22 protein-coding genes are annotated in these 23001 nt (G+C 49.1%); 16 read left to right on the plus strand and 6 right to left on the minus strand.

Going from position 1 to position 23001, the window contains the following annotated elements; all coding sequences use genetic code 11:
• The first annotated feature begins 59 nt into the window (after positions 1 to 59).
• Positions 60 to 1394: an MATE family efflux transporter gene (locus tag XMD564_RS00595; protein ID WP_254443091.1), complete on the plus strand. Its 1335-nt coding sequence runs from the start codon at positions 60 to 62 to the stop codon at positions 1392 to 1394.
• Positions 1395 to 1649: 255 nt separating this feature from the next.
• Positions 1650 to 2399 (plus strand): acetoacetyl-CoA reductase, encoded by a 750-nt coding sequence (gene phbB, locus XMD564_RS00600; protein ID WP_173480427.1) that lies wholly within the window; start codon positions 1650 to 1652, stop codon positions 2397 to 2399.
• Positions 2400 to 2497: 98 nt separating this feature from the next.
• On the opposite strand, the gene XMD564_RS00605 is transcribed toward phbB, so the two are convergent.
• The gene (locus XMD564_RS00605) at positions 2498 to 2917 is read right to left on the minus strand and encodes a YchJ family protein (protein WP_173483879.1); all 420 of its coding nucleotides are present in this window, start codon (positions 2915 to 2917) and stop codon (positions 2498 to 2500) included.
• Between the two features lie 81 nt (positions 2918 to 2998).
• Here XMD564_RS00605 and sbcB point away from each other — a divergent pair, with 81 nt between their 5' ends.
• Positions 2999 to 4444 (plus strand): exodeoxyribonuclease I, encoded by a 1446-nt coding sequence (sbcB, locus tag XMD564_RS00610; RefSeq protein ID WP_173507636.1) that lies wholly within the window; start codon positions 2999 to 3001, stop codon positions 4442 to 4444.
• 3 nt (positions 4445 to 4447) lie between these two features.
• Here sbcB and XMD564_RS00615 read toward each other — a convergent pair whose 3' ends face one another.
• A complete protein-coding gene (locus tag XMD564_RS00615; RefSeq protein WP_173507637.1) occupies positions 4448 to 7195 on the minus strand; it encodes an insulinase family protein in 2748 nt (915 codons plus the stop codon).
• A gap of 141 nt (positions 7196 to 7336) precedes the next feature.
• On the opposite strand from XMD564_RS00615, the gene XMD564_RS00620 reads away from it, so the two are divergent.
• The 8 genes from XMD564_RS00620 (at position 7337) to nadA (ending at position 14453) form a co-directional block, all read left to right on the plus strand.
• Complete coding sequence (locus XMD564_RS00620) at positions 7337 to 7720, plus strand: DUF6394 family protein (RefSeq protein WP_173480431.1); 384 nt, start codon at positions 7337 to 7339, stop codon at positions 7718 to 7720.
• On the plus strand, positions 7717 to 9411 hold the full coding sequence (locus XMD564_RS00625; protein ID WP_173507638.1) for a TrkA family potassium uptake protein: 1695 nt from the start codon (positions 7717 to 7719) through the stop codon (positions 9409 to 9411). Before XMD564_RS00620 ends, XMD564_RS00625 begins: the two co-directional genes overlap by 4 nt.
• Complete coding sequence (locus tag XMD564_RS00630; protein ID WP_217364137.1) at positions 9408 to 10322, plus strand: DMT family transporter; 915 nt, start codon at positions 9408 to 9410, stop codon at positions 10320 to 10322. The genes XMD564_RS00625 and XMD564_RS00630 overlap by 4 nt, the downstream gene beginning before the upstream one ends.
• A gap of 18 nt (positions 10323 to 10340) precedes the next feature.
• A complete protein-coding gene (locus XMD564_RS00635) occupies positions 10341 to 11204 on the plus strand; it encodes a Tim44 domain-containing protein (RefSeq protein ID WP_173507639.1) in 864 nt (287 codons plus the stop codon).
• A 95-nt stretch (positions 11205 to 11299) separates the two neighbouring features.
• A complete protein-coding gene (gene pal / locus XMD564_RS00640; RefSeq protein ID WP_173480434.1) occupies positions 11300 to 11818 on the plus strand; it encodes a peptidoglycan-associated lipoprotein Pal in 519 nt (172 codons plus the stop codon).
• Positions 11818 to 12663, plus strand: coding sequence for a tol-pal system protein YbgF (gene ybgF / locus XMD564_RS00645; protein WP_173507640.1), 846 nt, complete (start codon positions 11818 to 11820; stop codon positions 12661 to 12663). The genes pal and ybgF overlap by 1 nt, the downstream gene beginning before the upstream one ends.
• Positions 12664 to 12665: 2 nt before the next feature.
• Positions 12666 to 13352: a 7-cyano-7-deazaguanine synthase QueC gene (queC, locus tag XMD564_RS00650; RefSeq protein ID WP_173488535.1), complete on the plus strand. Its 687-nt coding sequence runs from the start codon at positions 12666 to 12668 to the stop codon at positions 13350 to 13352.
• 57 nt (positions 13353 to 13409) lie between these two features.
• Positions 13410 to 14453: a quinolinate synthase NadA gene (nadA, locus tag XMD564_RS00655; RefSeq protein ID WP_173488536.1), complete on the plus strand. Its 1044-nt coding sequence runs from the start codon at positions 13410 to 13412 to the stop codon at positions 14451 to 14453.
• A gap of 44 nt (positions 14454 to 14497) precedes the next feature.
• On the opposite strand, the gene XMD564_RS00660 is transcribed toward nadA, so the two are convergent.
• Positions 14498 to 15907 (minus strand): M48 family metalloprotease, encoded by a 1410-nt coding sequence (locus tag XMD564_RS00660; protein WP_173506396.1) that lies wholly within the window; start codon positions 15905 to 15907, stop codon positions 14498 to 14500.
• 75 nt (positions 15908 to 15982) lie between these two features.
• On the opposite strand from XMD564_RS00660, the gene XMD564_RS00665 reads away from it, so the two are divergent.
• Positions 15983 to 16219 (plus strand): sulfurtransferase TusA family protein, encoded by a 237-nt coding sequence (locus tag XMD564_RS00665; protein WP_173505703.1) that lies wholly within the window; start codon positions 15983 to 15985, stop codon positions 16217 to 16219.
• Positions 16220 to 16226: 7 nt separating this feature from the next.
• The gene (locus tag XMD564_RS00670) at positions 16227 to 17300 is read left to right on the plus strand and encodes an AI-2E family transporter (protein WP_173480440.1); all 1074 of its coding nucleotides are present in this window, start codon (positions 16227 to 16229) and stop codon (positions 17298 to 17300) included.
• A gap of 55 nt (positions 17301 to 17355) precedes the next feature.
• On the opposite strand, the gene bcp is transcribed toward XMD564_RS00670, so the two are convergent.
• On the minus strand, positions 17356 to 17805 hold the full coding sequence (gene bcp / locus XMD564_RS00675; RefSeq protein WP_173480441.1) for a thioredoxin-dependent thiol peroxidase: 450 nt from the start codon (positions 17803 to 17805) through the stop codon (positions 17356 to 17358).
• A 153-nt stretch (positions 17806 to 17958) separates the two neighbouring features.
• On the opposite strand from bcp, the gene dapA reads away from it, so the two are divergent.
• From dapA to purC, 3 genes are read left to right on the plus strand one after another with little or no spacing between them, the layout of a single operon-like run.
• Complete coding sequence (gene dapA / locus XMD564_RS00680) at positions 17959 to 18834, plus strand: 4-hydroxy-tetrahydrodipicolinate synthase (protein WP_173483887.1); 876 nt, start codon at positions 17959 to 17961, stop codon at positions 18832 to 18834.
• Between the two features lie 10 nt (positions 18835 to 18844).
• Positions 18845 to 20203 (plus strand): outer membrane protein assembly factor BamC, encoded by a 1359-nt coding sequence (gene bamC, locus XMD564_RS00685; protein ID WP_173480443.1) that lies wholly within the window; start codon positions 18845 to 18847, stop codon positions 20201 to 20203.
• A gap of 39 nt (positions 20204 to 20242) precedes the next feature.
• A complete protein-coding gene (gene purC / locus XMD564_RS00690; protein WP_173480444.1) occupies positions 20243 to 20953 on the plus strand; it encodes a phosphoribosylaminoimidazolesuccinocarboxamide synthase in 711 nt (236 codons plus the stop codon).
• Positions 20954 to 21005: 52 nt separating this feature from the next.
• Here the strand turns inward: purC and XMD564_RS00695 are convergent, their stop codons facing one another.
• Together XMD564_RS00695 and rlmD are read right to left on the minus strand one after the other, a co-directional pair.
• A complete protein-coding gene (locus XMD564_RS00695) occupies positions 21006 to 21638 on the minus strand; it encodes an RluA family pseudouridine synthase (protein ID WP_173480445.1) in 633 nt (210 codons plus the stop codon).
• Positions 21635 to 22984, minus strand: a complete 1350-nt coding sequence (gene rlmD / locus XMD564_RS00700) for a 23S rRNA (uracil(1939)-C(5))-methyltransferase RlmD (RefSeq protein WP_173494709.1) — start codon at positions 22982 to 22984, stop codon at positions 21635 to 21637. Before rlmD ends, XMD564_RS00695 begins: the two co-directional genes overlap by 4 nt.
• Positions 22985 to 23001 lie beyond the last annotated feature (17 nt).

Below are 23001 nucleotides of genomic sequence, written 5' to 3' on the forward strand. Positions count from 1 at the left end.
TTTTGTAATAGTGTACTGCAAAGCTGGGTGTGCGTGGGAACCTAGGTTATAGTGCCCGCATGTCTAAAGCTGCAGATCTGACCAATGACCCGATAAGACCGACACTGGTGCGCATGACCGTACCCATGATGTTCGGCATGATCAGTCTGATGCTGTTTAACTTGGCGGATGCTTGGTTTGTCGGTCGCTTAGGCACCTGGCCACTGGCGGCACTGTCGTTTACCTTCCCAATTAGCTTCTCGCTGACCAGTCTGGCCATCGGTCTTGGTGTGGGGACGTCCGCAACCTTAGCGCGCCTGATCGGTCGCGGTGAGAAACAGCGGGTAGCACGTTTAGCGACTGATAACCTACTGATGGCAGTTTTGATTACTGCTGTGGTGGGCTTTATCGGGCAGTTTCTTTTGATTCCTATCGTAGAGTTGATGGGGGCTGCTGAGTATCTGATCCCTTATATAGACGCATACATGTCGGTCTGGTTCTTTGCGGCCATCTTTATGGTTCTGAACATGGTCTGTAACAGCACCTTCCGCTCGATGGGTGATACTCGCACCTCAGCCGCGCTGATGTTGGGCTCTTCAATTCTCAACTTTATCCTGGATCCCATCCTGATTTTTGGTTGGGGCGCTATTCCTGCGATGGGCATACAGGGCGCTGCCATTGCCAGCTTAATCGCTTGGGCGATTACCTCTGTGTTAGCGATTTGGGTGCTGTTCGTTCGTAAAAAGATGATCCTGCTGGGAGTACTAGACCCCAGTGTGTTGTTTAAAAATTGGCGTTCAGTCCTAAAGATCAGTCTGCCCGCGGCTCTATCAAATATGATGACGCCGCTGGCTAACGGGATTTTGACAGCGATTGTTGCTCAGCACGGTGCAGCCGCGGTTGCAGCCTTTGGGGTAGGCAGTCGTATCGAATCTCTGGCCCTACTGGTCTGTTTGGCCTTGTCGATGACGCTGCCACCTTTCATAAGTCAGAACTTAGGTGCGAAACAGATCGCGCGTGTTAAGTCTGCCTACAGTGATGCGGTGTTCTTTGCATTGAGTTGGCAGTTGTTGATCTACCTGCTGTTAGCCCTTGGTGCAGGGCTTTTAGTGCCACTGTTTACTAACGACTCTGAGGTTGGTCGCTGGTTGGTTCTCTGGATGTTGATTGTACCGCTGGGCTTTGGATTTCAGGCGACTACTTTCCTCAGCTCGTCCAGCTTTAATGCTCTGCATCTCCCCTATCATGCGATGCGTGTCAGCATCGTTCGACTCTTTCTCTTCTACATTCCACTCGGCTGGCTAGGTAGCACCCTGTTCGACCTTAAAGGGCTCTTTATCGGCCTAGTGGTAGCGAATGCGCTGACGGCGCTGTTCGCTTGGTTCTGGATGATCCGGACCCTAAAAAGGGTCTAATCAGACGTCATACCACTGTCATCTCTCTGGTTTAAATTGATCCACTACTTTGGTTCATTGTCTGACATTAAAACTTGTCAGGTTCTAAAAAGTAGAGTAATTACTTATTTAACGTAGGGTTTTTAAAGCCTCCATGGCCTATGTTTTTCCATTTCTTGCTTGCTGAGAGTGGAGCGCAGAAAGCAATAAGAGTGGCCAATTCCCTGCATATCAATCGCCTCATTGAGAGTCGATCACAACACAAGGGTGAATAATATGAGTCAAAAAGTCGCACTCGTTACTGGTGGTACCGGTGGCTTGGGTGTCAGCATCTGTCGCAAATTGGCTGATGCTGGTTTTAAAGTCGTTGCTGGCTACAACTCAGGTGGTAATCACGAGAAAGCCAAAGCTTGGCAAGAGGAGCAACGCAAAGATGGCTACGAGATCGAAGTCGCTTACGGTGATGTCACTAATGCTGAGTCTTGTGCTGAGTGTATTGCGACGGTTGAAAGGCTAACTGGTGGTTCAGTTGATGTCCTAGTCAACAATGCGGGTATTACTCGCGATGGTCAGTTCAAGAAGATGAGCTGGGAACAGTGGGACGAAGTACTTAGCGCCAACCTCGACAGTATGTTCCACATGACACGCCTAGTGATTAACCCAATGCTTGAGAAAGGCTTTGGTCGTATCATCAATATCTCCTCTGTGAATGCGCAGAAAGGTCAGTTCGGTCAGGCAAACTACTCTGCAGCTAAAGCGGGTATCCACGGCTTTACCAAGGCGCTGGCGCAAGAGGTGGCTGCTAAAGGGATTACCGTCAATACGGTGTCACCAGGTTATATCCTAACCCCAATGGTGGCTAAGATTGATCAGGCAATTCAGGATAAGATTACTTCAACGATTCCGGTTAAACGTTTCGGTACACCGGATGAGATCGGTCGCACGGTAGCCTTTATTGCTGACGAAGAGTCGGGTTACATGACCGGTGCGGACTTCTCAGTGAACGGTGGTCTACACATGTTCTAATCCCTCTCTAATAGAGTTAGGGATTAATCGATGTCAGACGCAATTTTTTCAAAAGGCGTATTTAAAGGCCTAGTCAGTGCGTCTGACATCACTTTCCTTCAATTGACTTCAACGTCGCCATCCACATAGATCCATTTGTCAGCGTCACGGCGAAAATTGGATCGTTCGTGCAGTACCCCAGCTCTTCCATCGGCCGCTTTAAAGTGAGCATTGAACTCGACCTGTCCTTTTTGGTGCAGAGGTCCACCCTCATGCGTATCCAGTATCTCCAGTTTCACCCACTCGGTTGAGCGAAGCTCTTGTGCCAGCATGTTCGCTTCACCTGGTGAGCGTCGCTCTGGCGCTAAAGTATCGATCAGATAGTCCACAGCACCGACAGAGAAAGCTGTGTAGCGTGAGCGCATCAGCTTTTCAGCAGTGGGTGCGACTGCGATGCCGGCTAGATAGGGTTGGCAGCACTCTGAAAAGGGGGCGCCACTGCCGCAGGGGCAGTTTGATTCAGTAGGATTGTTTAGCATTTTTAGAACTCTCTTAGCCAGAATGGAAAGGGCCTGTTACTCTTAACGCTATTATCAGCAATTTTCATCAAGGATGCGAAGATGAGTGCGCAAAGCGAGACGTTTTTTTGGCACGACTACGAGACCAGCGGAACCGATCCACAACGAGATCGTCCCATGCAATTTGCTGGTATTCGGACCGATGCCGACCTCAATATCATTGAGGATCCTGTGATGATCTACGCTCGTCCTGCCGATGATATGTTGCCGCACCCGATGGCCTGTTTGATTACCGGGATTACGCCACAAATTGCCTTAGAGAAAGGGGTCAGTGAAGCCGAGTTTATCGCTAGGATTCATGCAGAGTTGGCTCGACCAGGTACCTGCGGTGTCGGTTACAACTCAATCCGCTTTGATGATGAGGTGACGCGAAATACCCTCTATCGCAATTTCTACGATCCCTATGCGCGTGAGTGGCAAAATGGCTGCTCTCGTTGGGATATCATCGACATGTTACGTCTCACTCGCGCACTGCGTCCCGATGGAATCGTTTGGCCTAGCTACGAAGATGGCACGCCGAGTTTGCGTCTGGAAGATCTGACCAAGGCTAACGGCATTGAGCATGGTAGTGCCCACGATGCGCTATCTGATGTCTATGCCACCATTGCGATGGCCAAGCTGGTTAAAGAGAGACAACCCAAGCTGTTTGATTATGTGATTCGTCATCGCTCCAAATTGGCGATTCAAAAACTGATCGATCCGCAAAGCATGAAGCCGGTGTTACACGTCTCATCACGTTACCCGGTAGAGCAAGGCAATATGGCGGTTGTTGCCCCGATTGCGGTGCACCCAACCAACAAGAATGCCAGCATTGTTTGGGATCTACGACACGACCCAGCCCCGCTTTTTGAACTGACTGCCGAGCAGATTAAACAGAATCTCTATCTCCCGCGCGATCAGCGTGATGAGAATACCCCTAAATTAGCTCTGAAGTTACTGCATGCCAATCGTTGCCCGATTGTGGCACCGGCCAACATGCTGCGTGGTGATGAACCGGCAAAGTTTGCCATTGATGGCGATCAATGTCGGGCGCATTTGGCGCTATTGCGCAATGAACCCAATCTCCGAGAGAAACTGATGGCGGTTTACCAAGAGGATCGCGATGCGATTGCTGACCCTGATCTGCAGATCTACTCTGGTGGCTTCTTCTCCAATGATGACAAAAAACTGATCGATCGCGTGCGTGAGGCGGATGAAGAGAGCTTGTACGAATTACAGCTGCCGTTTCAGGATCCCCGTCTAGAGGAGATGTTGCTGCGTTATAAAGCTCGAAATTTCCCAGAAACCCTAACCGATGAGGAGCAGTTGAGTTGGGAGGAGTTTCGAGCGCAAAAGCTACTGAAAGGCACCGGTGGTTACCTCACCTTTGAAGCACTCTATGCAGAGCTGAATCGCATTGCTGAACTACCGGAGACTACGGCTGAGCAAAGGGCGATATTGGAAGATATCGCCCTCTATGCGGAATCTATATACCCCTTTGAACCTTAGAAATTATGACTTAGGTGACTCAGGATTAGCCTCTATCCAGAGTTTAAGTTCAAGTAGTTGATCTGCGCGTTTGAGTATCTGCTCAGACGTCAGATTGTCTAACGCGGTTAGAAGCTGCTCTCTGGTATCAAAGTTTAGGTTGTCACGATCAATCTCTCGCCAGAGTCTTTCAGTCTCATCCGCCAACCGCTTGGAGGGTGACGCAATCCGCGAGCGCAGACTTGCTCGATACTGTTCGATGTTTTGCTCTAGCTCTGCTGCTAACCCTGCACGCCAACCCGATAAGAAATCACTATAAGCCTGTTTCAGCGCTTGCGAATCAGCCGTCGGAGATTGCACAGTCAAACCGACTCCAGGTGTTTCACCTATGGGTAGGAAGTTTGAAAAGACCACATAGCCCAGTTGCTGCTCTGTTCTCAGCTGAGTGTAAAACGGGGTCGACAGAAGCTCGTTGATAAGAGCGGTTTCCACGCGTGCTTGAGCGGTGTCACTGTCCGCCTGAAGGTAGAGCAGTAGTGCGGAGTCGGTATGCGCTACCGCGATCGATTTGGTTGTCTCTCCCTCAGCTAGGCTCTTTGCTTTGATTGGGCTGACTTTAACGGATTTCATTTCAGAGAGTGCTGAGTGAACGGTTGAGCTGATCAACTCGGCTTGTTCACGACTGATATTACCGTGGATAAACAGTTTTAACTGACCCTCTGCGAGCAGACTCTCCTTCTGCTTGGAAAGATCAGCCAGTGTCATCGAATCAATGACAGCCAGTTTCTCTTCACTGCTCCAGCTATCCAATAACTCTTGGTAGAGCAGGGCAAAGGTTCGGTTGTAGGGTTTCTCTTTAAGGCTGTTGGCAAGATCCTCTTTAAGGTTCTGCTTCAATCGCGCAAACAACGCCTCATCCTGTAATGGCAGACTTAGTGAATTGAGCAGTGTTTCTAATAGACGATCCAGGCGCTGGTTGTAGCCACTTACTTTAATGGATAGGCCTCGCAGGTGAGGGTAGAGCTCTGCATTCAGTCCAGCCAGTGCAGCATCGTAGAGCGCTTCGTTGAGCTGCTCATTGATCATGTCGGTTAACAGAGAATTGGCGACGGATGCGGCTGCATCAGGCTGAGCCTTATTTGACAGAATCGCCAGATTGATTGCCCCTCTGGGCTGCTTGTAGCTGACATCAACCTTGTGCAGGGCTGTGAGATTGCCCTTTTGAAAAACAGTCTCAGGTATGTCTGCTTGCGACTCTTCGAGAAGATCGAACTGATCGGCAATGTAGGGGTTCAAGGGTTTTATGCTAAGAGCAGGAATGGATTTAGGGCTCCTCCAACGCTCTAGAAGGGCGGAGTCGATTGTTTTAATGCTGTAGTCTATCTCATATCGAGGTTCTTGCTGATCCGTCTCAACCTCTTGTGAATAGAGGCCTAGCACTAGGTTGTCCGGCGTCATGTACGAGAGGTAGTCGTTAATCAACGCGGCATCAAACTGATCAAAGGCGTAGGAGGCCCTGATCAATTCAGCCTCAGGGTAGTCCACCATCATCTGAGAAAGACGCATCACGTTGTGGATCGGTTCTGAACTCTGCTGGAATCGGAACTCATTCATCGCAAGAAGAGCTTGTTCATCAAAGAGTGACTGTTGAACACCGGCCTGTTTAATAAGCTCAAATTTGCTAAACACTGCCTCAATCACACGCTCTTTCTGCTCCAGACCTTTTAGGGTGAGATCGATATGGATATCAAAGGTCGATTGTTCGGGTTGATCGATGCCAATCCAAGCCCCGACGCTGTCGGCTAGACCTTCATCCTTAAGGTAAGAGAGGAGTGACCCTTTGCCCTCATAGCCGATTTGGTTTGCAATAAAGTAGAGCGGTTTTTTCTTCCAGTAACCTTCTCTGGGGGGAACAGGAAAAGTGAGCGTTAGTTGGCGGCTCTCTTTGAGGGTTTTGATGCGAATCTCACGACCTATCTCGTTCTCTGTGAACAGCGGCACCGCATCGCTGTAGGGCGTGGCGTTTCTGTTTTTAACCCTAGAGAAACGCTGAGTTACTAGCGTCTCTAGTTCGTCTAAAGAGAGCGGTGCGCTGACCACTAGTGTCATCAAATTGGCCGAGTAGTAACGGTTGTAAAAGTCGATCAAATCGGGGCGAATGGGGTTCTCTGGCGTGTTTTCCAGAGTATCGAGGTTGCCGACCGAAAACTGGGTCCAGTTGTGCTCTGGGTTCATCGCCTCTTTTTTAGCCACGTAGATGCGACGTCCATCATCCAGCCGTTTTGACTCGTACTCAGAGTGGACGGCATTTCGTTCACGATCCACGTAAGCCTCAGTGAAGAGTGGTGCTATGAAAAATTGAGCGAAACGATCGAGCGCTTCTGGGAACGCCTCTGCTCGGACATCAAAAAAGTAGTTCGTATCATCGTAGGCGGTGAAGGCGTTGTGGCTGCCGCCATTAGAGTTAATGAACGCTTGATAGGCGTCCGCCTCTGGGTATTTTTCGGTGCCTAAAAAGAGCATGTGCTCTAGGAAATGGGCCAGTCCTGCACGCTCCGGTGGGTTGGCGCTACTACCTACTTGTACATTCAAGGAGGCGGCTCCTTTGTCGCTCTGCATATCCGAGATCAGCAATGCTCTTAACTGATTGTCCAGTTCAAGAATTCGATACTCACGAGTGTCGTTGAGGCTTTTGATTACGTCGGCACCAACGATCGACGACAGTGATAAAAAAACGAGAAATAGAAGAGAAACGATCGATTTCTTGATCACGATGTGAAATACCCCCTAGATAAACAGTCACGATAAGTGTTAGCTTCAGTCATTAATATTAAGCCTAACTTAAACGTCGTTAAGATGTTGAACAGAAATACGTTTTAAGCTGACTAACTGGATTATTGGGAGCGCTTGTTGATGAACCGTGAAAAGGTTGTATTTGGATTCTTTATCATCTTAGCCCTGACGCTGAATGTCGGCTTTGTTCTTGGGGATATCGATAATCCTGCACATCATGAAGTGTTTGAGCTCTTTTTGGCCCTGGTAGTTAGTTTAATTTGTACGGTGTTGAAGTTTGGTGACCGCAGCCACCTTGGAGCACTGTTGCTGGCGACCAGTTTGGTTGCCGATTTGCAATTGATTGCAGCTGCGGTGGTCTGGGCGTATGCCGAGCAGATCTCGTCACTGGGAATGACGGATGGGACGATGGCGAGTATTGTGTCGCTTGCTGCTGGTGCACTGGTGGCGAATGTTGTGTCGGTGGTTCTGCTAGTGGTTGAGAGTGCGTCGATTCGTCGATGAATACACTGCTCTATATTCTACTTAGGCGGCTAAGACTGCCCCTGAGCGTTCTAATCGGCGTTTACGCCGTCTCTGTGCTTGGGTTTGTTTTAATACCTGGGCTTGATGATCAGGGTCAGCCTTGGCGTATGGATTTCTTCCACGCCTTCTACTTTGTCTCGTTTATGGGTTCCACCATCGGTTTTGGTGAGATTCCTTACCCATTCACCAGTGCTCAGCGGATGTGGACCCTGGTCTGCATCTACGCAACCGTCATTGCTTGGCTCTATGCCATCGGTGCCATGTTGAGTGTGCTGCAAGATCAAGGATTCTCGCGTCTGTTGCGCACTCGCCGTTTTGCTCATCAAGTTCGATCGATTCGAGAGCCCTTCTATCTAATTTGTGGCTTTGGCACAACGGGCCGAGATGTGGTGGCTGGACTGGAGCAACAGGGTATTAAATCGGTGGTCATCGATATCGATCAGAGCCGAATCGATGCGTTAGAGCTTGAACAGTATTCACTGCCGGTGGTGGGTCTGTGTGCTGATGCCTCACTGCCGGAAAATCTCGATCTGGCTGGATTGCAGAACCCAAGTTGTCTGGGTGTGTTGGCCCTGACCAATGATGATAACGTTAATCTGTCGGTCTCGATTGCCAGCAAGCTGCTCTATCCGAAACGCATTGTGGTAAGTCGCAGCGAAAATGATACGACCACTGCCAATCTTTACTCCTTTGGCACCGATCTGGTAGTAGATCCCTTTAAACAGTTTGCCGAGTATCTTGGCCTAGCGGCCCACAGTCCGCAAAAGCATCTGATCGTTGATTGGCTGATTTACTCTGAGCACCGCTCAATCGCATCAACCTATAAGCATCAATCGGGTCGCTGGATTTTATGTGGCTATGGTCGCTTTGGTCGCGCGTTAGCCGGCTCCATGCGTGCTGAGGGGACAGAGATCACTTTAGTGGATCCTCATATGGATAGCTTCAGAGGTGATGAGCCCACATCGATTGTCGGTATAGGTACCGAGGCATCTACCCTGATTCAAGCGGGTGTTGAAGAAGCGGTGGGTATTATTGCTGGTACAGGTAATGATGCTGATAATCTGTCGATCATCATGACGGCTCGCGAATTAAATCCTAGGTTGCAGACGGTTGTTCGCCAAAACTTGGACTCTAATGAGTTAATTTTTGAACGGCTCAAAGCTGATTTTGTTATGAACCCCGGTCGCACCATTGCCAGTCGCATTCTGGCTCATCTGCGTACACCTTTGCTGGCTGAGTTTTTAGACCAATCGATGGCGCTTGATGAAGTGGATGCCAGAGAGCTCATTCAGCGCCTAAATCGCCTTGTAGGTGATGGCCAGGTTCGCATTCAGGCTTTTACACTGGGAGAAGAGACGCCTTCAGTAAAAGAGTGGATAGAATCTGGTCAGACATTGACGTTACGATCACTACTCAAATCCCCAGCAGATCGAGCAAAGGAGCTGAAATGTTTGGCTCTGCTGGTGAAGCGTGGTGATCAATTTATGATCGAGCCGGGTGAGCTGACTGAGCTGCAGTTGGGAGATCAGATCCTGTTTGCCGGAAGAGGAGCGGACCTGTCTCAACAGCGCTGGTTGTTTGAGAACTCTCGTACTCTCAATTACGCCGTAACAGGCGAAGAGCCTCATTACGGTTTATTAAGTTATTTTGCTAAAGGAAATGCACGTTGATCGCCTATCTCTTGTTGATCTTAACGCCACTGTTTTGGGCGGGTAATCATGTCGCGGCTAAAGGAGTGGCTGATATTGCCGATCCACTATTGATGGCATTTTTACGCTGGGGACTCGCCTTTTTGATCCTATTGCCTTTCTGGCTGCCCAAAGCGATTCGACAGTGGCCGATTATAAAAGCGCATTTTCCACTGCTCTTTTGGTTATCACTCACCAGTGTCGGGTGTTTCAACACGTTCATCTATTTGGGGGTTGAGACGACCACCGCGACAAACACTACTTTGATGCATGCGATTATTCCCGTTCTAATTTTGTTGTTGAACCGGCTATTCTTCAAAGAGTCTGTGGGTGGGCTGCAGTGGTTAGGGATTGCGGCATCACTGATGGGAGTTCTGGTATTAATTACCCAAGGTGAGTTGCAGCGAATTGCCTCACTGCATCTTAACCCAGGGGATGTCTGGATATTGGCTGCGATTGTGACTTGGGCTCTCTACTCGATCACCTTAAAGTTCAAACCTAAAGAGCTCGAGCCGTTCACCTTTTTCGGGCTGTCGGTTCTGATTGGTTTGCTGGTGATCTTCCCATTTGCACTGTTTGAGCAGGGTGGCTTTGTCATGCCGACCCTCGAAACGCCAGTCTGGGCGGTTGTGGTCTATATTGCGATCTTTCCGTCGATACTCTCTTACTCTTTCTGGAATCGTGGTGTGGCGCAGTTGGGCGCGTCGACGGCGGGGCTGTTTATCTATCTGATTCCGGTATTCGGCACACTCTTGTCTATCTTGGTGTTGAATGAGACTATGCACAGCTTCCATCTAGTCGGAATTGCCCTCATTGTGCTCGGCATCTGGTTGGCCGTCGTAAGACGAGTGATAGCTGGTATTCGACAGAACCGAATTAAAACCGTTAATTGATCTGAGGTTTATACAATAATGAAACAACTCTTTACGCTCCTGTTTGCATTTTGTCTGGTGGCAGCTATCCCCCATCAAGCGGAGGCTAAACGTTTTGGTGGCGGTTTTAGCTTGGGCAAAAGCTACTCCATGCCTAAGAAGGCCGCTCCGGCTCCGACCAAACAGGTTGCCCCTTCTCAAACCGGATCAAAAACGGCGCCGACCTCAACGGCAGGCGGTAAAGCGGGTATGGGTGGTTTAATGGGTGGACTATTGGCCGGCGGTATTCTGGGAGCTCTCTTTTTCGGTGGCGCCTTTGAGGGTATCCAACTGATGGATATGCTGTTGATTGGTTTGGTCATCTTTATGCTGTTTAAACTGTTCGGGTCGCAAAGAAGGGCTGCTTATGCAGGCGCTTCTCAGGGAGGATACGCCCCGAATGAAGTACCCATCGCTAGAAATGCTGAACAGGGATTGGGTGGTGCTTCAAACGCTTCAGGTATGAGCGCGACGTTCGCCAAGATTGATACGCCTGAGTGGTTTGATGAAAACGCTTTCCTGGCCGGCGCTAAGGATCATTTCAAAAATTTGCAGAGTGCATGGGATCGTCAAGATTGGCAGGAGATCGCCTCTTACACCTCACCAGAGCTATTGCAGTCGCTTAAAACCAATCGAATGGTGTTACCAGAAAACCAAGTAACTGAGGTTTTGTCAGTTGATGTTGAGTTGGCTAACTTCCAAACGCTGTTGGGTGAACACATTGTAAGCCTCTATTTTGAAGGTGAAATTCGTGAAAACGGTTCGGCCACCACTACACCGTTTGCAGAAGCATGGCACCTCAGTCGAGACGCAGATTTAGACTCTGGAAACTGGACTCTGGTCGGGATTGAGCAGGTTTCTTAAGTTTTTTTAGGTAGTCGCTTGAAATCCTTTAGCTCAGCCTATAGTTTAAGCACTATCCAATAGGACCAATAAAAATTTATTTTAGGAGATTGACGATGCGCGCAATCGCAATGACTCGAGTAGCAGCACTTGCAGCAGCCGTAGCGCTTGTTGCAGGTTGTAGTTCAACTAGCACAACAACGGATGGCGGTGCAGATGGTGCAGCTACCAATAATGCAGCAACCACTCAAGGCGCTGATGGCAGCAATGTGACTGCTGGCTCTTTTGCTGAAGTTGCTAAACTGCGCACCGTTTTCTACTTCGACTTCGATCAGGCTGTTGTTAAACAAGAAGGTTTCTCTGATCTTGAAGCGCATGCTAAGTATCTATCGAACAACCCAGGTGCAACTGTTCGTCTAGAAGGTCACGCTGATGAGCGTGGTACTCGTGAGTACAACATTGCACTGGGTGAACAGCGTGCTAACGCCGTTGCTCGTCTTCTGATGGTTAACGGTGCTGGTAGCAACCAGATCGAAACCATCTCTTACGGTGAAGAGAAGCCAGCTATGCTTGGCCACACTGAAGCTGAGTGGGCGCTAAACCGTCGTGTAGAACTGAGCTACACTAGCCGCTAATGAAATTGCGTCTACTGATTGCTCTACTGACTGCTGGCACTATTGCCAGCAGTTCTGTTTCTGCGGCACAACATTCCCAATCTGCCAACAGTGAACTGGTTCTTCTTTTGCAGCAGTTGCAGGCTGAGGTTCGTCAGTTGCGTGGTGAGATCGAGACACAGCAGTATCGTCTACAAAAGCTCGAAAAAGAGCAGTTGGATCGTTACCGTGATATGGATCGCCGCCTAAGCTCTTTAGTGCTTCAACAAGCTGACCCGCTTGCTGCGCCGGCTCCTGTTGTTGCTGACCAAGTTACGTCTAACCCTGTTGTTGCTGAGACAGCGTCTCCAAGTGTGGCTCTCGGTGAGAATCGGGCTGCTTCCGAAACAAATGCACCCGTATCAAGTAGCGCTGCTGCGACACAGCCAGTTGAGACGACCCTTGCTGGTTCTCCTGTTGAGGCGGAAGCACCTGTAGCCCCTGCTGAACCTACAGTCAGTGATCGAGTGGCTTACCAGCAAGCGTTCACACTGGTTCGTGAACGTAAGTTTGATGAGTCAGTTCAAGCCTTTGAACAGTTTATTCAGACCTATCCTAGCAGTGATAACCTAGCGAATGCCTACTACTGGATTGGCGAAGTGAAGCTTGCTCAGCAGCAACTAGACTCAGCCAAAGTCGCATTTGACACGGTGGTTTCTCAGTTTGTTGGCCATCGTAAGCGCCCAGATGCACTCTATAAACTGGGTGTTGTGCAGGATCGTTTAGGTGATTCTGCTGCGCAACAGAGCAGTTTTAAACAACTGCTTGATGAGTATCCGAAAAGCTCAGCTGCAGGTCTAGCTCGTAACTACAAGCCTCGCTCATAACTATGAATCAAAAGACGAAACGTGCGGTCGTTCTGCTATCAGGCGGCCTTGACTCTGCTACGGTATTGGCGATTGCTGCTGATCAAGGGTATGAGTGTTACGCGCTAAGCTTTGACTATGGGCAGCGCGCTTTGACTGAGTTGAATGCCGCCAAAGCGGTTTGTGCCTCTGTTGGTGCAAAAGAGCATCGCGTATTTTCACTTGATCTTGCTCAGTTCGGTGGCTCTGCCCTGACCGATAGTTCGATTGAGGTGCCTGAGGGTGAAACCGAGGGCGTTCCTATCACCTATGTGCCTGCTCGTAATACGATCTTCCTCTCTATGGCGCTGGCCTGGGCGGAAGTTTTGCATGCGGATGCGATCTTTATAGGTGTTAATGCTGTGGACTATTCGGGCTACCCTGATTGCCGTCCAGAGTTTATTAAGGCCTACGAAGAGATGGCAAACCTAGCGACTCGAAACGGCGTCACGGGTGAGCCATTCAAAATTGAGACACCTTTGATTGATCTTACTAAAGCAGAGATCATTCAAGCCGGTCATCGTTTGGGTCTGGACTACGCTTTGACTGTCTCCTGCTATCAATCAGACGATGATGGCCGGGCTTGTGGTCGCTGTGACAGTTGCCGCCTACGAGCTAAAGGCTTTGATGATGCGGGTGTTTCGGATCCGACACGTTATATCCCAGTCTAACTCTTAACTAATTGACTCGTTACGACGTTGCTTTATACGTCACTTTTTGAGGTTGGTATGCAAACAAAAGCAGATCTTGATCAACGTATTATGGTGCAAGAGCATTTTGCTCAAGAGCATCTGCCCAGTGATCTTACGCCTGCTCAAGTCGCTGATCTTGAAGAGCAGATAGCGGTTGAACTGAAAGAGCGCGATGCATGCTTGGTCGCTCACTATTACACTGATCCTCTGGTTCAAGCACTGGCAGAGAAGACCGGTGGTTGTGTTGCTGATTCGCTTGAGATGGCGCGTTTTGGTGCTAATCACTCGGCATCTACTCTTGTGGTCGCTGGTGTAAAATTTATGGGTGAGACGTCTAAGATTCTTAGCCCAGATAAGCGCATCTTGATGCCTACTTTGGAAGCAACCTGTTCACTTGATATCGGTTGTCCTATCGAAGACTTTAGTGCGTTTTGTGATGCACATCCTGATCATGAAGTGGTTGTTTATGCCAATACCTCTGCCGAGGTGAAGGCCAGAGCGGACTGGGTGGTGACATCGAGTATCGCACTGCAAGTCGTTGAACATCTGGTTGATCAGGATAAAAAGATCATCTGGGGTCCTGATAAGCACCTAGGCAGTTACATCGAGAATCAAACGGGCGCTGAGATGCTGTTGTGGGATGGCTCGTGTATTGTTCACGAAGAGTTTAAAGCGAAAGGGTTGTTGGATCTTAAAGCGGTCTACCCGGACGCTGCGGTGCTTGTTCACCCAGAATCGCCCGCCTCTGTTGTTGAGCTTGCCGATGCAGTAGGCTCCACCAGTCAGCTAATTAAAGCGGCTCATGATCTACCAAACGATACGTTCATCGTAGCAACCGATCGAGGCATCTTCTTTAAGATGCAGCAGGCTGCTCCAGGCAAAACCTTTATCGAAGCGCCCACTGGTGGTTCTGGTGCAACCTGTCGAAGCTGTGCTCACTGCCCCTGGATGGCAATGAACGGCCTTCAAAATATTTTGAATGGACTGCGTCATGGCCGTGAAGAGGTCTTTGTCGATCCAGAACTTCGTCAACGTGCGCTTCGCCCACTTGAGAGAATGTTGAGCTTTCAAGCCCGCTAATCTCTAATTGAGTGAGTGACTTTCTCAGTTGCTCACTTCAATCTTTATTTAAACAGTTCATCAAACCTCAGTTGGTCTGATCGAATCTCTCTCTCCCTCTGTTCGAGCCAACCCAGTTGAATCCTATTGTTCCTAGCATCCCTGCGGGCAAACTCTACCTGCCTGAGCGCTAGATCAAACTCAGCTCGCTGAAAAAAGAACTCAATTCGGGTACGGTGAAGCTGCTCTATATCATTGATCAAGCCATAGAGCTCGGCGAGATGGTATAAAAACAGTGTATTGTTGGGGTGATCTCTAAGCAGTTTTCTGTAGAGGCTGATCGCTTGTGAGACGTTTCCCTGCTCTCTATAGGTCTTGGCCAGTGCCGCTTGCACGGCAAGGTCATTAGGGTAGAGGTCCGTTAGCTCATCCATTAACTGTCCAGTCGCTTGCCCGCTGAGAGAGAGTTGAGTTAAACGACTGAGTTGCACCCAAGGGTGTTGTTGCCAGCTTTTGGAGAGTGCCTCCCAGTGGTTTTGCGCTTCCTCGTTGTTATTCACAGAGAGCGCTTTTAAGTAGTGAGTAAAATGCTTGGCTGACTCATCTAATTCTGAGTTGTTAAGTAGCTGATTTTCAGCGCCATACTTAACAGCCACTCTCGATTTGGCAATCATAAAGTTTTGGTGGACACGATTCTCTGTGCTTGCGCTCGGTAAATTCATGGCACGGTTAGTGGAATCAGCGATTCTCGATTCAGTCACTGGGTGGGTTCGTAAAAACTCGGGTACAGCGCTGCCCGAAAAACGATTGGCTTGCGCTAGCTGTGCAAACATCTGTGGCATCGCTTGAGGGTCATACCCTGCGGCAACCAGCGTGCGCATACCTGCTTGGTCTGCATCGAGCTCATTTTGTCTACTGAAACTAAGTCGCGCATTTTCTGAAGCACCAATAGTGCCTTGAAGTGCGGCCGCTCCTGCGTTGGGATTGATGCTGGAGAGTAAAATACTGCCGACGATGCCTGCTAATACCAGTGGTTGTCGCTGCTCGCTGGCCGCCTGTTGTTGTGCAAAGTGACGCTGACTTAAGTGGGCAAACTCGTGAGCGATCACCGACATTAATTGATCTTCTGTCTCTGTTGCTAATAGCAGTCCCGCATTGATACCAATGATGCCACCCGGTGCGGCAAAGGCATTAACCTCCTGTTGGTCGATGACCAGGAGATCTAACCGCTTATCTTGTAGCTCAGAAAAGGGTGATAGGTACCACAGTCGATCCTTGAGATAGCTCTCGACAATCGGATCGTCCAGAAGCTGGGCTTGGGCTTTCATCATGCGCATCCAGGCTTGGCCAAGTGCTCGTTCTTGCTCAAGCTGATAGCTCGAGTTGGTGCTGCCTGCTAGGGAGGGCAGGTTCTCTGAGCCTTGCACGTTAAAGCAGATAAGGCTGGATAGTAGAATGATTAAAGGGGTTCGCATCAGAGGTAGCATAGCCTTTGTTCTGTATATCAGTTACATTGCGCCGATAGATTCGCTTTTTACACTGACTTTAGTATGACAGAGATTCACATTGATAAAAGAGTCGACGCGACCGGTTTAGCTTGTCCGCTGCCGTTATTGAAAGCCAAGCAGGCGCTGAACAGCCTTGAAGTGGGGCAGGTCCTTGAGTTGATTGCGACGGATGCGGGTTCTGTACGTGACTTTAAAGCTTATGCTGATCTGTCGAATCATGAGTTGATCTCTACGACAGAGAACAACCAAACCTATATTCACCTTCTTCGCAGAGGTTAATTGAGCGATGCAAAAGATTTTTAGTAAATGGGTACAACGTTACTTCTCAAATGAGGAGGCACTGTTGCTTTTTTTACTGCTGTTTGTCTCTGGTTTGGTGATTTGGCACTTAGGTGGTGCGCTGATTCCGGTCTTTGCAGGGCTCATTCTTGCTTTCATGATGCAGGGCGGTGTCAATCGATTGAAAAGCATTGGCTTGGGTCACAAAAGTGCCGTTGCAACGATGTTTATCGCCTTTACCGGTTTTGTTGTAGCAATGTTCCTGTTCATTCTCCCTGCTGTTTGGACGCAGTTGGTGAACCTGTTCAATGAGCTGCCCGGCATGGTGACCAAGCTGCAGCAGGTATTGATGCTGCTCCCTCAGAACTACCCTGAATTGGTCTCTGCTGAACAGATTCGCAACCTTATCGGCACCGCTGCCGCTGAGCTGAGTCAGTTAGGGCAGTGGCTACTTAGCTTCTCGTTAAGCTCTCTAACGGGTGTGTTAACCGCGCTGATCTACTTCGTTTTGGTGCCTATTCTGGTGCTCTTCTTCCTGTTGGACGGTGATCGTTTGATCGCTGGTTGGACTGCATTTCTGCCTAAGAAGCGGGAGATGATGGATCAGGTCTGGAACGAGATGGACTCTCAGTTGGCTAACTATATCCGCGGTAAGGCGATTGAAATTTTAATCGTTGGTGTCGCTACCTTTATCTCTTTTGCACTGCTGGGTATCAACTATGCTGCGCTACTTGGTTTGTTGGTTGGTCTGTCGGTGTTGATTCCTTATATCGGTGCTGCGGTGGTGACTGTCCCAGTGGCGCTGATTGCCTTCTTTCAATGGGGCTGGAGCGATCAGTTTCTCTACCTAATGCTTGCCTATACGATCATTCAGGCGATCGATGGTAACGTGATTGTACCCTTGCTCTTTTCCGAAGCGGTTAATTTGCACCCGGTCTCTATCATTGTCGCTGTATTGGTGTTTGGAACGCTATGGGGGTTCTGGGGTGTGTTCTTTGCTATCCCGTTGGCGACTCTGGTTAAGTCGATCGTTTCAGCTTGGCCTACAGCGGATGAACTGCCCCCATCTGATGCAGGGTAAGTTGGATCGTCAATTTTAAAAAGAAGGGGTGCTGAGGCACCCCTTATCGTATCGATCAGTCGCCCAATATCTGAGCGGTGTGCTCTTTGGTTTTGACTTTGGCAATTACATCAGAAACCTTGCCCTGCTCATCGATGATGAAGGTGGTTCTGACCGTACCCATGTACTCTTTGCCGTAATTCTTTTTCAGCTGCCAGGTTCCGTAGAGTTCATGAACGGCATTGTCAGTATCGGCAATAAGTGGAAAGGGAAGATCATACTTTTCGATGAAGTTACGATGCTTGGCCTCTGAATCTGTGCTCACACCGATCACTTGATAGCCATTGTCCGCCAATCGCTCAATATTATCTCGCAGGTCGCAAGCTTGAGCGGTACAGCCAGGCGTGTTGTCACGAGGGTAGAAGTAGAGAACAACCTTTTTACCCTTGTACTGACTTAGCGTGATTGTCTCTCCATTCTGGTCCTTTGCTTCAAAGTCCGGAGCTGTTTGACCGACTTCAACCATCTTTATCTCCTAGTAATGCAATAAAAAGTTACTGTGCCTCTACGAATGTTACCCGGAAATCGTTTAAAATGGTTGGCTAAATAGTATTCTTGCTGATCATTAAAAGGATAACGCCTTAGAGATCAGCAACCGAGCCATAATAAGGTGAAATATATGATTCTTGGCAGCCTCGTTGCGCTGGTAACGCCGATGCACGATAACGGTGATATTGATTGGCAGGCTTTAGATCGCATTGTCGATATGCACATCGAACAGGGTACAGCCTCAATTGTTGCTGTGGGTACCTCTGGAGAGTCTGCGACACTGGATTATGATGAGCACCTAGAGGTGGTGGCTCGCGTTGTTGAGCGTTGTAAAGGCAAAATGCCGGTCATTGCCGGTACAGGCGCTAACTCTACTCGTGAAGCGATTGAGATGACTCGCGGTGCCAAAGATGCGGGTGCTGATGCCTGTCTTTTGGTGACCCCTTACTACAACAAACCGACTCAAGAAGGTCTCTACCAACACTACAAAGCGGTTGCTGAAGCCGTTGATATCCCTCAGATTCTCTACAATGTTCCCGGTCGTACGGCCTGTGATATGTTGCCAGAGACAACGCTTCGTCTGGCTGAGGTGAAAAATATCGTCGGAATCAAAGAGGCGACCGGTGATATCGAGCGTGCTCAATACCTGATCGATAACGCACCAGCCGACTTCGCAATCTACTCAGGCGATGATGCCACCGCGATCGAGCTCATTCTTGCTGGCGGTCACGGGAATATCTCTGTTACCGCTAACGCAGCGCCTAAGGCGATGGCCGAGTTATGCCAGCTCGGCTTGGATAAAAAGTTCGACGAAGCTCGAGCACTACAGCAGAAGCTGATGCCGCTGCATAAAGATCTATTTGTTGAATCCAACCCTATTCCAGTGAAATGGGCCATGTATGAGATGGGTTTGATTGGTCAGGGGATTCGTCTGCCTTTGACGCCGCTATCTGAAGAGAATCGCCCAACGGTTGTTGCTGCGCTGAAACAGACAGGTTTGATTTAAGGTCCCTACTATGAACGCTCGCTTTTGGATGCTGTGTGGAACGTTGGTTGTATCGGGTTGTACGATGCAGGATGCAATCAAGTCGAACCCGATATACGGCGAGAAGGGTGTTATCCGTGATCGCGGTCAAGAGTACGCTCTTGCACAGCCGGGTAAACGTCTTGTCATCCCTGAGGGTATCAATGCCAAGAGCACTGAAGATCTACTTCAGGTTCCTGAGATAAATGAATCAGAAGTCGTATCAAACGAACTGGTTCCAGAAGCGCCTCGCCCAGAGTTCTTTTTTGCCGTTGATGGCAATGATCGTGCATCGATTCGACCACTTGAAGGTGAGCGTGTCATTCTGGTCGATGAGCCGATTGACCAGGTGTGGGTTGAACTAAAGCCATTCTGGCAGGATGCCAACATCAACCTGGCCATTGCAGACCCAAAAACGGGCGTGATGGAATCTGAGTGGATAGAGGTTGCAGGCGAGGATCTTAACTACTTTCAGCGTCTATTGAATACCGTTAAGTTTAACTCTGAAGCAAATGAGCCCTCACTCAACAAACTGCGAGTGCGTTTGCGTCCTGACCCTGATAACACCGAGAGAACAGCCATCAGCATGGAGCATGCTCAGATTGCATTGAGTGCTGATAAGAGTGAACTTGATTGGAGCAGTGATGCGACTGAGTTGGCGTACTCTAATGAGATCATGTTTGCTATGTTGAACTACCTGGGTAAGGGGGATGTTGCTTCTACCGCGCCTACTCTATCTCAGTTCCAAACTGCCGACCGTTTAACGGCGACTATGGGGCGTGACTCACGTAACCGTCCCTTGTTGAATGTTAAAACCAGTGGTGATCAGGCTTGGGAACTTGTGAATAAAGCTCTTGATAGTGCCGGCGTCGACGTAGGTACTCGCGATCGAGACGAGGGTATCATCTATCTAACCTTTAAACAGACTGTAGCAGAAGAGAAACCTAAAGGTTTCTTGGAGTGGCTCCGTTCCAACGAGATGGGCCCTATCACTCTGGACACCGAACTGCTGTCAGGCAAAGCAACTGATGAGCAGCCCTCTGATGTGGTTTATAGTTCAGACCCCAATGCGATTGTCGCTGGTGCGCAAGCAACTCAGGAAGAGCTTCAGGCAATGGAAGGCTTTAAAGTTTGGATGGGCGGTCGAGTCGTTTATGTCTTTGGGCAAGATAACCAGAAGCGCCTAAACGATGCGACTGGTGAACTTGAGTTGATTAAACGTTTTCAGTTGAGCTTCAATCGTGCTCGTACTGGTGTTTTGTTGACGGTCAATGATGATAAAGGTAAGCCTGCTGACGCGGGTGGTGCTGAACAGCTTCTATGGTTGATTAAGGATAATCTGCCTCTTTGATTATAAGTTGCAATAGATGCAGCTGCTTTGGAGTTTTGAATGGAAAAGCGTGAAGAGCTATATGCCGGTAAAGCGAAATCGGTATTTACGACTGATAACCCAGATCTAATGATCATGGAGTTCAGAGACGATACCTCGGCGTTTGATGGCAAAAAGATGGAACAGCTTGATCGTAAAGGTATGGTCAATAATAAGTTCAACGCTTTTATTATGACGGCTCTTGCGAATGCGGGTATACCTACTCATTTCGTTGAGCTGCAGTCTGATAACGAATCTGTGGTAAAACGACTCGACATGATGCCTGTTGAGTGTGTTGTTCGTAATATCTCAGCGGGTTCGCTTTGTCGCCGTATCGGCGTCGAAGAGGGGCTGGAGCTGAATCCGCCGACCTTTGAACTATTTCTTAAGAACGACGCGTTGGGTGACCCGATGGTCAATGAGTCTCTTGTTGAGACCTTTGGTTGGGCTGAGCCTGCTCATCTAGCCACAGCAAAAGAACTGACCTTCAAAGTTAACGATGTGTTGAAGAAGATGTTTGATGATGCTGGTATGTTACTGGTGGATTACAAACTTGAGTTTGGCGTCTTCAATGGTGAAGTGTTATTAGGTGATGAGTTCTCTCCAGATGGCTGTCGTCTGTGGGATAAAGAGACCCGTGAAAAGATGGATAAAGACCGCTTCCGTCAGGGGCTGGGTGGTGTCATCGAAGCCTATGAAGAGGTGGGTCGCCGTCTTGGAATTACTTTTTAATTCCAATCAAAACGCATCAAGAAGCCGGCTTAATATGCCGGCTTTTTTGTCTTTAGAAGGGAGCGGGGGATGAAAAGCTCAGGCGTTCTCCAGAAATAGGGTGGTGAAGCTCAAGTAGGTCAGCGTGGAGCATCAGTCTATCTGAACAGGTCAACGCTTCCCCTTCAGCATATAGGTTGTCGCCTAATATTGGCTGACCCAGGTATTGGCAGTGGACTCTAAGCTGATGGGAACGCCCAGTAATCGGGTAGAGTGATAATCGAGTGGCTGTGTGCCCATTGATTAGCTCCAGGCCTCGGTTACGGTAGAAGGTGAGCGCATGCTTTCCCTGTTCGTGATCAATGATCTGAAGGGGACGGCGATCCCAGTCACAACGAAGGGGTTGTTCAACCCAGCCATCAGCTTGACTCATTTCGCCGCTGACTAGGGCGGCGTATCGTTTGAATGGGATACGATTTTGAAACTGTATGCTGAGCTCGCGATGAGTCATTTTTGAGCGAGCAAGCACCATCAGCCCTGACGTTGAACAGTCGAGACGATGCACGATCAACGCATCAGGCCACTGTTCAACGGCACGACTCCATAAGCAGTCTTGCTTATCCTCTCCTCGTCCGGGGACAGAGAGCATTTCAGCCGGTTTTTCTAAGATCAGCATATCCTGATCTTCATAGTGACACTGGATCATGGTGTCGGCTCAAACAGTGCAATTGATTCGACGTGATGAGTCTGCGGGAACATATCAGCGACTGTGAATCGCGTCATTGAAAAGCCAATATCAGACAGTGTTTTACTGTCGCGCACCAGCGACATTGGGTCACATGCGATGTAGAGGATGGCTCTTGCTCCAAGATTTTGCAGGTGAGGAATCAGGTCAGCCGCACCACTTCTTGGCGGATCAAGAAGAATAAGATCGTACGGGCTATTCAACCAAGCTGTCTCTGTATTGACGTTGCTAAGATCTGATTTGATGGATGTTAAGTTGTCGATCACATTGAGTGCTGCATTGGCTTGTGAGCGTTCGACCATAGCTGAAACGCCCTCAACTGCCACCACCTCTTTGGTCAGTTTTGCTAAAGGTAGGCTAAAGTTACCGAGCCCTGAGAAAAGATCGAGAAGACGATCCTCTTGCTTAGGCTTTAGCCACTCAATTGCGCACTCAATGAGAGCTTCGTTGACAGAAGCATTCACCTGTATAAAGTCATTGGTATCAAACTGATAACGGATATCACGCTGTCTATTGATGAACTCCGGCTCTTCAATGCTATTCAGAGTCAGGGTTTGATCATTAAAACTCACTCGTAAGTTGATGCCCTCATTGACGGCTAGTGAGGTTAGGGCACCCATAATCTCGTCTGATGGGCGCTTTTTAGCACGTATCTCAACCGCCAGTAAGTTGTCGCCATCGCTCAAAGAGAGATGCGTTAATGTCTTAAGTTTATCCAGTCCATCCAGGCGTTCGCGCAGTGCGCCTAAAAAACGGTTACACCGATCGGTCAGGACGGGACAGCTAGGTATATCAATAAGCTTATTAGATTCAGAACGTCTAAAACCGATGATTAAATCACCACTTTCACGTTGATTAATACCGACACGAGCGGAGCGGCGGTAGTTGAGTTTTTGTTCCGAGACGATAGGGGGCTCAGTGATCTGTGGCTCAAGATTGGATTGACGCTTAAGTGTGCTGAGTATCTGGTCACGCTTCAATTCTACTGCACGCTCAGGGTCTAAATGCTGAAGATCACAGCCACCGCACTCACCAGCATAATCACAGCTAGGTTGGATACGGGCATCTGAACCCGTTTGAATCTCATTAACAACCGCCTCATCAAAGCGCTTACCTGCTTTAGTCAAAGTAGCACTGACCGTTTCACCTGGTAGTGCTCCCTGGATAAACAGTGCCTTGCCGTCGACTCTTGCGACTCCCCGACCTTCCAAAGAGAGAGATTCAATCTGAATACTCTCTGGCAGGGAGTGAGTGGCTTTTGCAGGGGCCTTTTTAGGGCCGCCATATCTAACGGTGCGTCTGCGCATGGGAACTTAATACTCTT

This window comes from Marinobacterium sp. xm-d-564, from assembly GCF_013283345.1.
Taxonomy (GTDB): domain Bacteria; phylum Pseudomonadota; class Gammaproteobacteria; order Pseudomonadales; family Balneatricaceae; genus Marinobacterium_E.

Excerpts from the sequence above, each read along its gene's own strand:
- XMD564_RS00620 (WP_173480431.1), top strand. The coding sequence starts at position 7,337 with ATGAACCGTGAAAAGGTTGTATTTGGATTCTTTATCATCTTAGCCCTG.
- bcp (WP_173480441.1), bottom strand. The coding sequence starts at position 17,805 with ATGGTTGAAGTCGGTCAAACAGCTCCGGACTTTGAAGCAAAGGACCAG.
- bamC (WP_173480443.1), top strand. The coding sequence starts at position 18,845 with ATGAACGCTCGCTTTTGGATGCTGTGTGGAACGTTGGTTGTATCGGGT.
- purC (WP_173480444.1), top strand. The coding sequence starts at position 20,243 with ATGGAAAAGCGTGAAGAGCTATATGCCGGTAAAGCGAAATCGGTATTT.
- rlmD (WP_173494709.1), bottom strand. The coding sequence starts at position 22,984 with ATGCGCAGACGCACCGTTAGATATGGCGGCCCTAAAAAGGCCCCTGCA.
- XMD564_RS00695 (WP_173480445.1), bottom strand. The coding sequence starts at position 21,638 with ATGATCCAGTGTCACTATGAAGATCAGGATATGCTGATCTTAGAAAAA.
- phbB (WP_173480427.1), top strand. The coding sequence starts at position 1,650 with ATGAGTCAAAAAGTCGCACTCGTTACTGGTGGTACCGGTGGCTTGGGT.
- XMD564_RS00595 (WP_254443091.1), top strand. The coding sequence starts at position 60 with ATGTCTAAAGCTGCAGATCTGACCAATGACCCGATAAGACCGACACTG.
- sbcB (WP_173507636.1), top strand. The coding sequence starts at position 2,999 with ATGAGTGCGCAAAGCGAGACGTTTTTTTGGCACGACTACGAGACCAGC.
- XMD564_RS00660 (WP_173506396.1), bottom strand. The coding sequence starts at position 15,907 with ATGCGAACCCCTTTAATCATTCTACTATCCAGCCTTATCTGCTTTAAC.
- queC (WP_173488535.1), top strand. The coding sequence starts at position 12,666 with ATGAATCAAAAGACGAAACGTGCGGTCGTTCTGCTATCAGGCGGCCTT.
- XMD564_RS00670 (WP_173480440.1), top strand. The coding sequence starts at position 16,227 with ATGCAAAAGATTTTTAGTAAATGGGTACAACGTTACTTCTCAAATGAG.
- ybgF (WP_173507640.1), top strand. The coding sequence starts at position 11,818 with ATGAAATTGCGTCTACTGATTGCTCTACTGACTGCTGGCACTATTGCC.
- XMD564_RS00625 (WP_173507638.1), top strand. The coding sequence starts at position 7,717 with ATGAATACACTGCTCTATATTCTACTTAGGCGGCTAAGACTGCCCCTG.
- XMD564_RS00665 (WP_173505703.1), top strand. The coding sequence starts at position 15,983 with ATGACAGAGATTCACATTGATAAAAGAGTCGACGCGACCGGTTTAGCT.
- XMD564_RS00635 (WP_173507639.1), top strand. The coding sequence starts at position 10,341 with ATGAAACAACTCTTTACGCTCCTGTTTGCATTTTGTCTGGTGGCAGCT.
- nadA (WP_173488536.1), top strand. The coding sequence starts at position 13,410 with ATGCAAACAAAAGCAGATCTTGATCAACGTATTATGGTGCAAGAGCAT.
- XMD564_RS00605 (WP_173483879.1), bottom strand. The coding sequence starts at position 2,917 with ATGCTAAACAATCCTACTGAATCAAACTGCCCCTGCGGCAGTGGCGCC.
- dapA (WP_173483887.1), top strand. The coding sequence starts at position 17,959 with ATGATTCTTGGCAGCCTCGTTGCGCTGGTAACGCCGATGCACGATAAC.
- pal (WP_173480434.1), top strand. The coding sequence starts at position 11,300 with ATGCGCGCAATCGCAATGACTCGAGTAGCAGCACTTGCAGCAGCCGTA.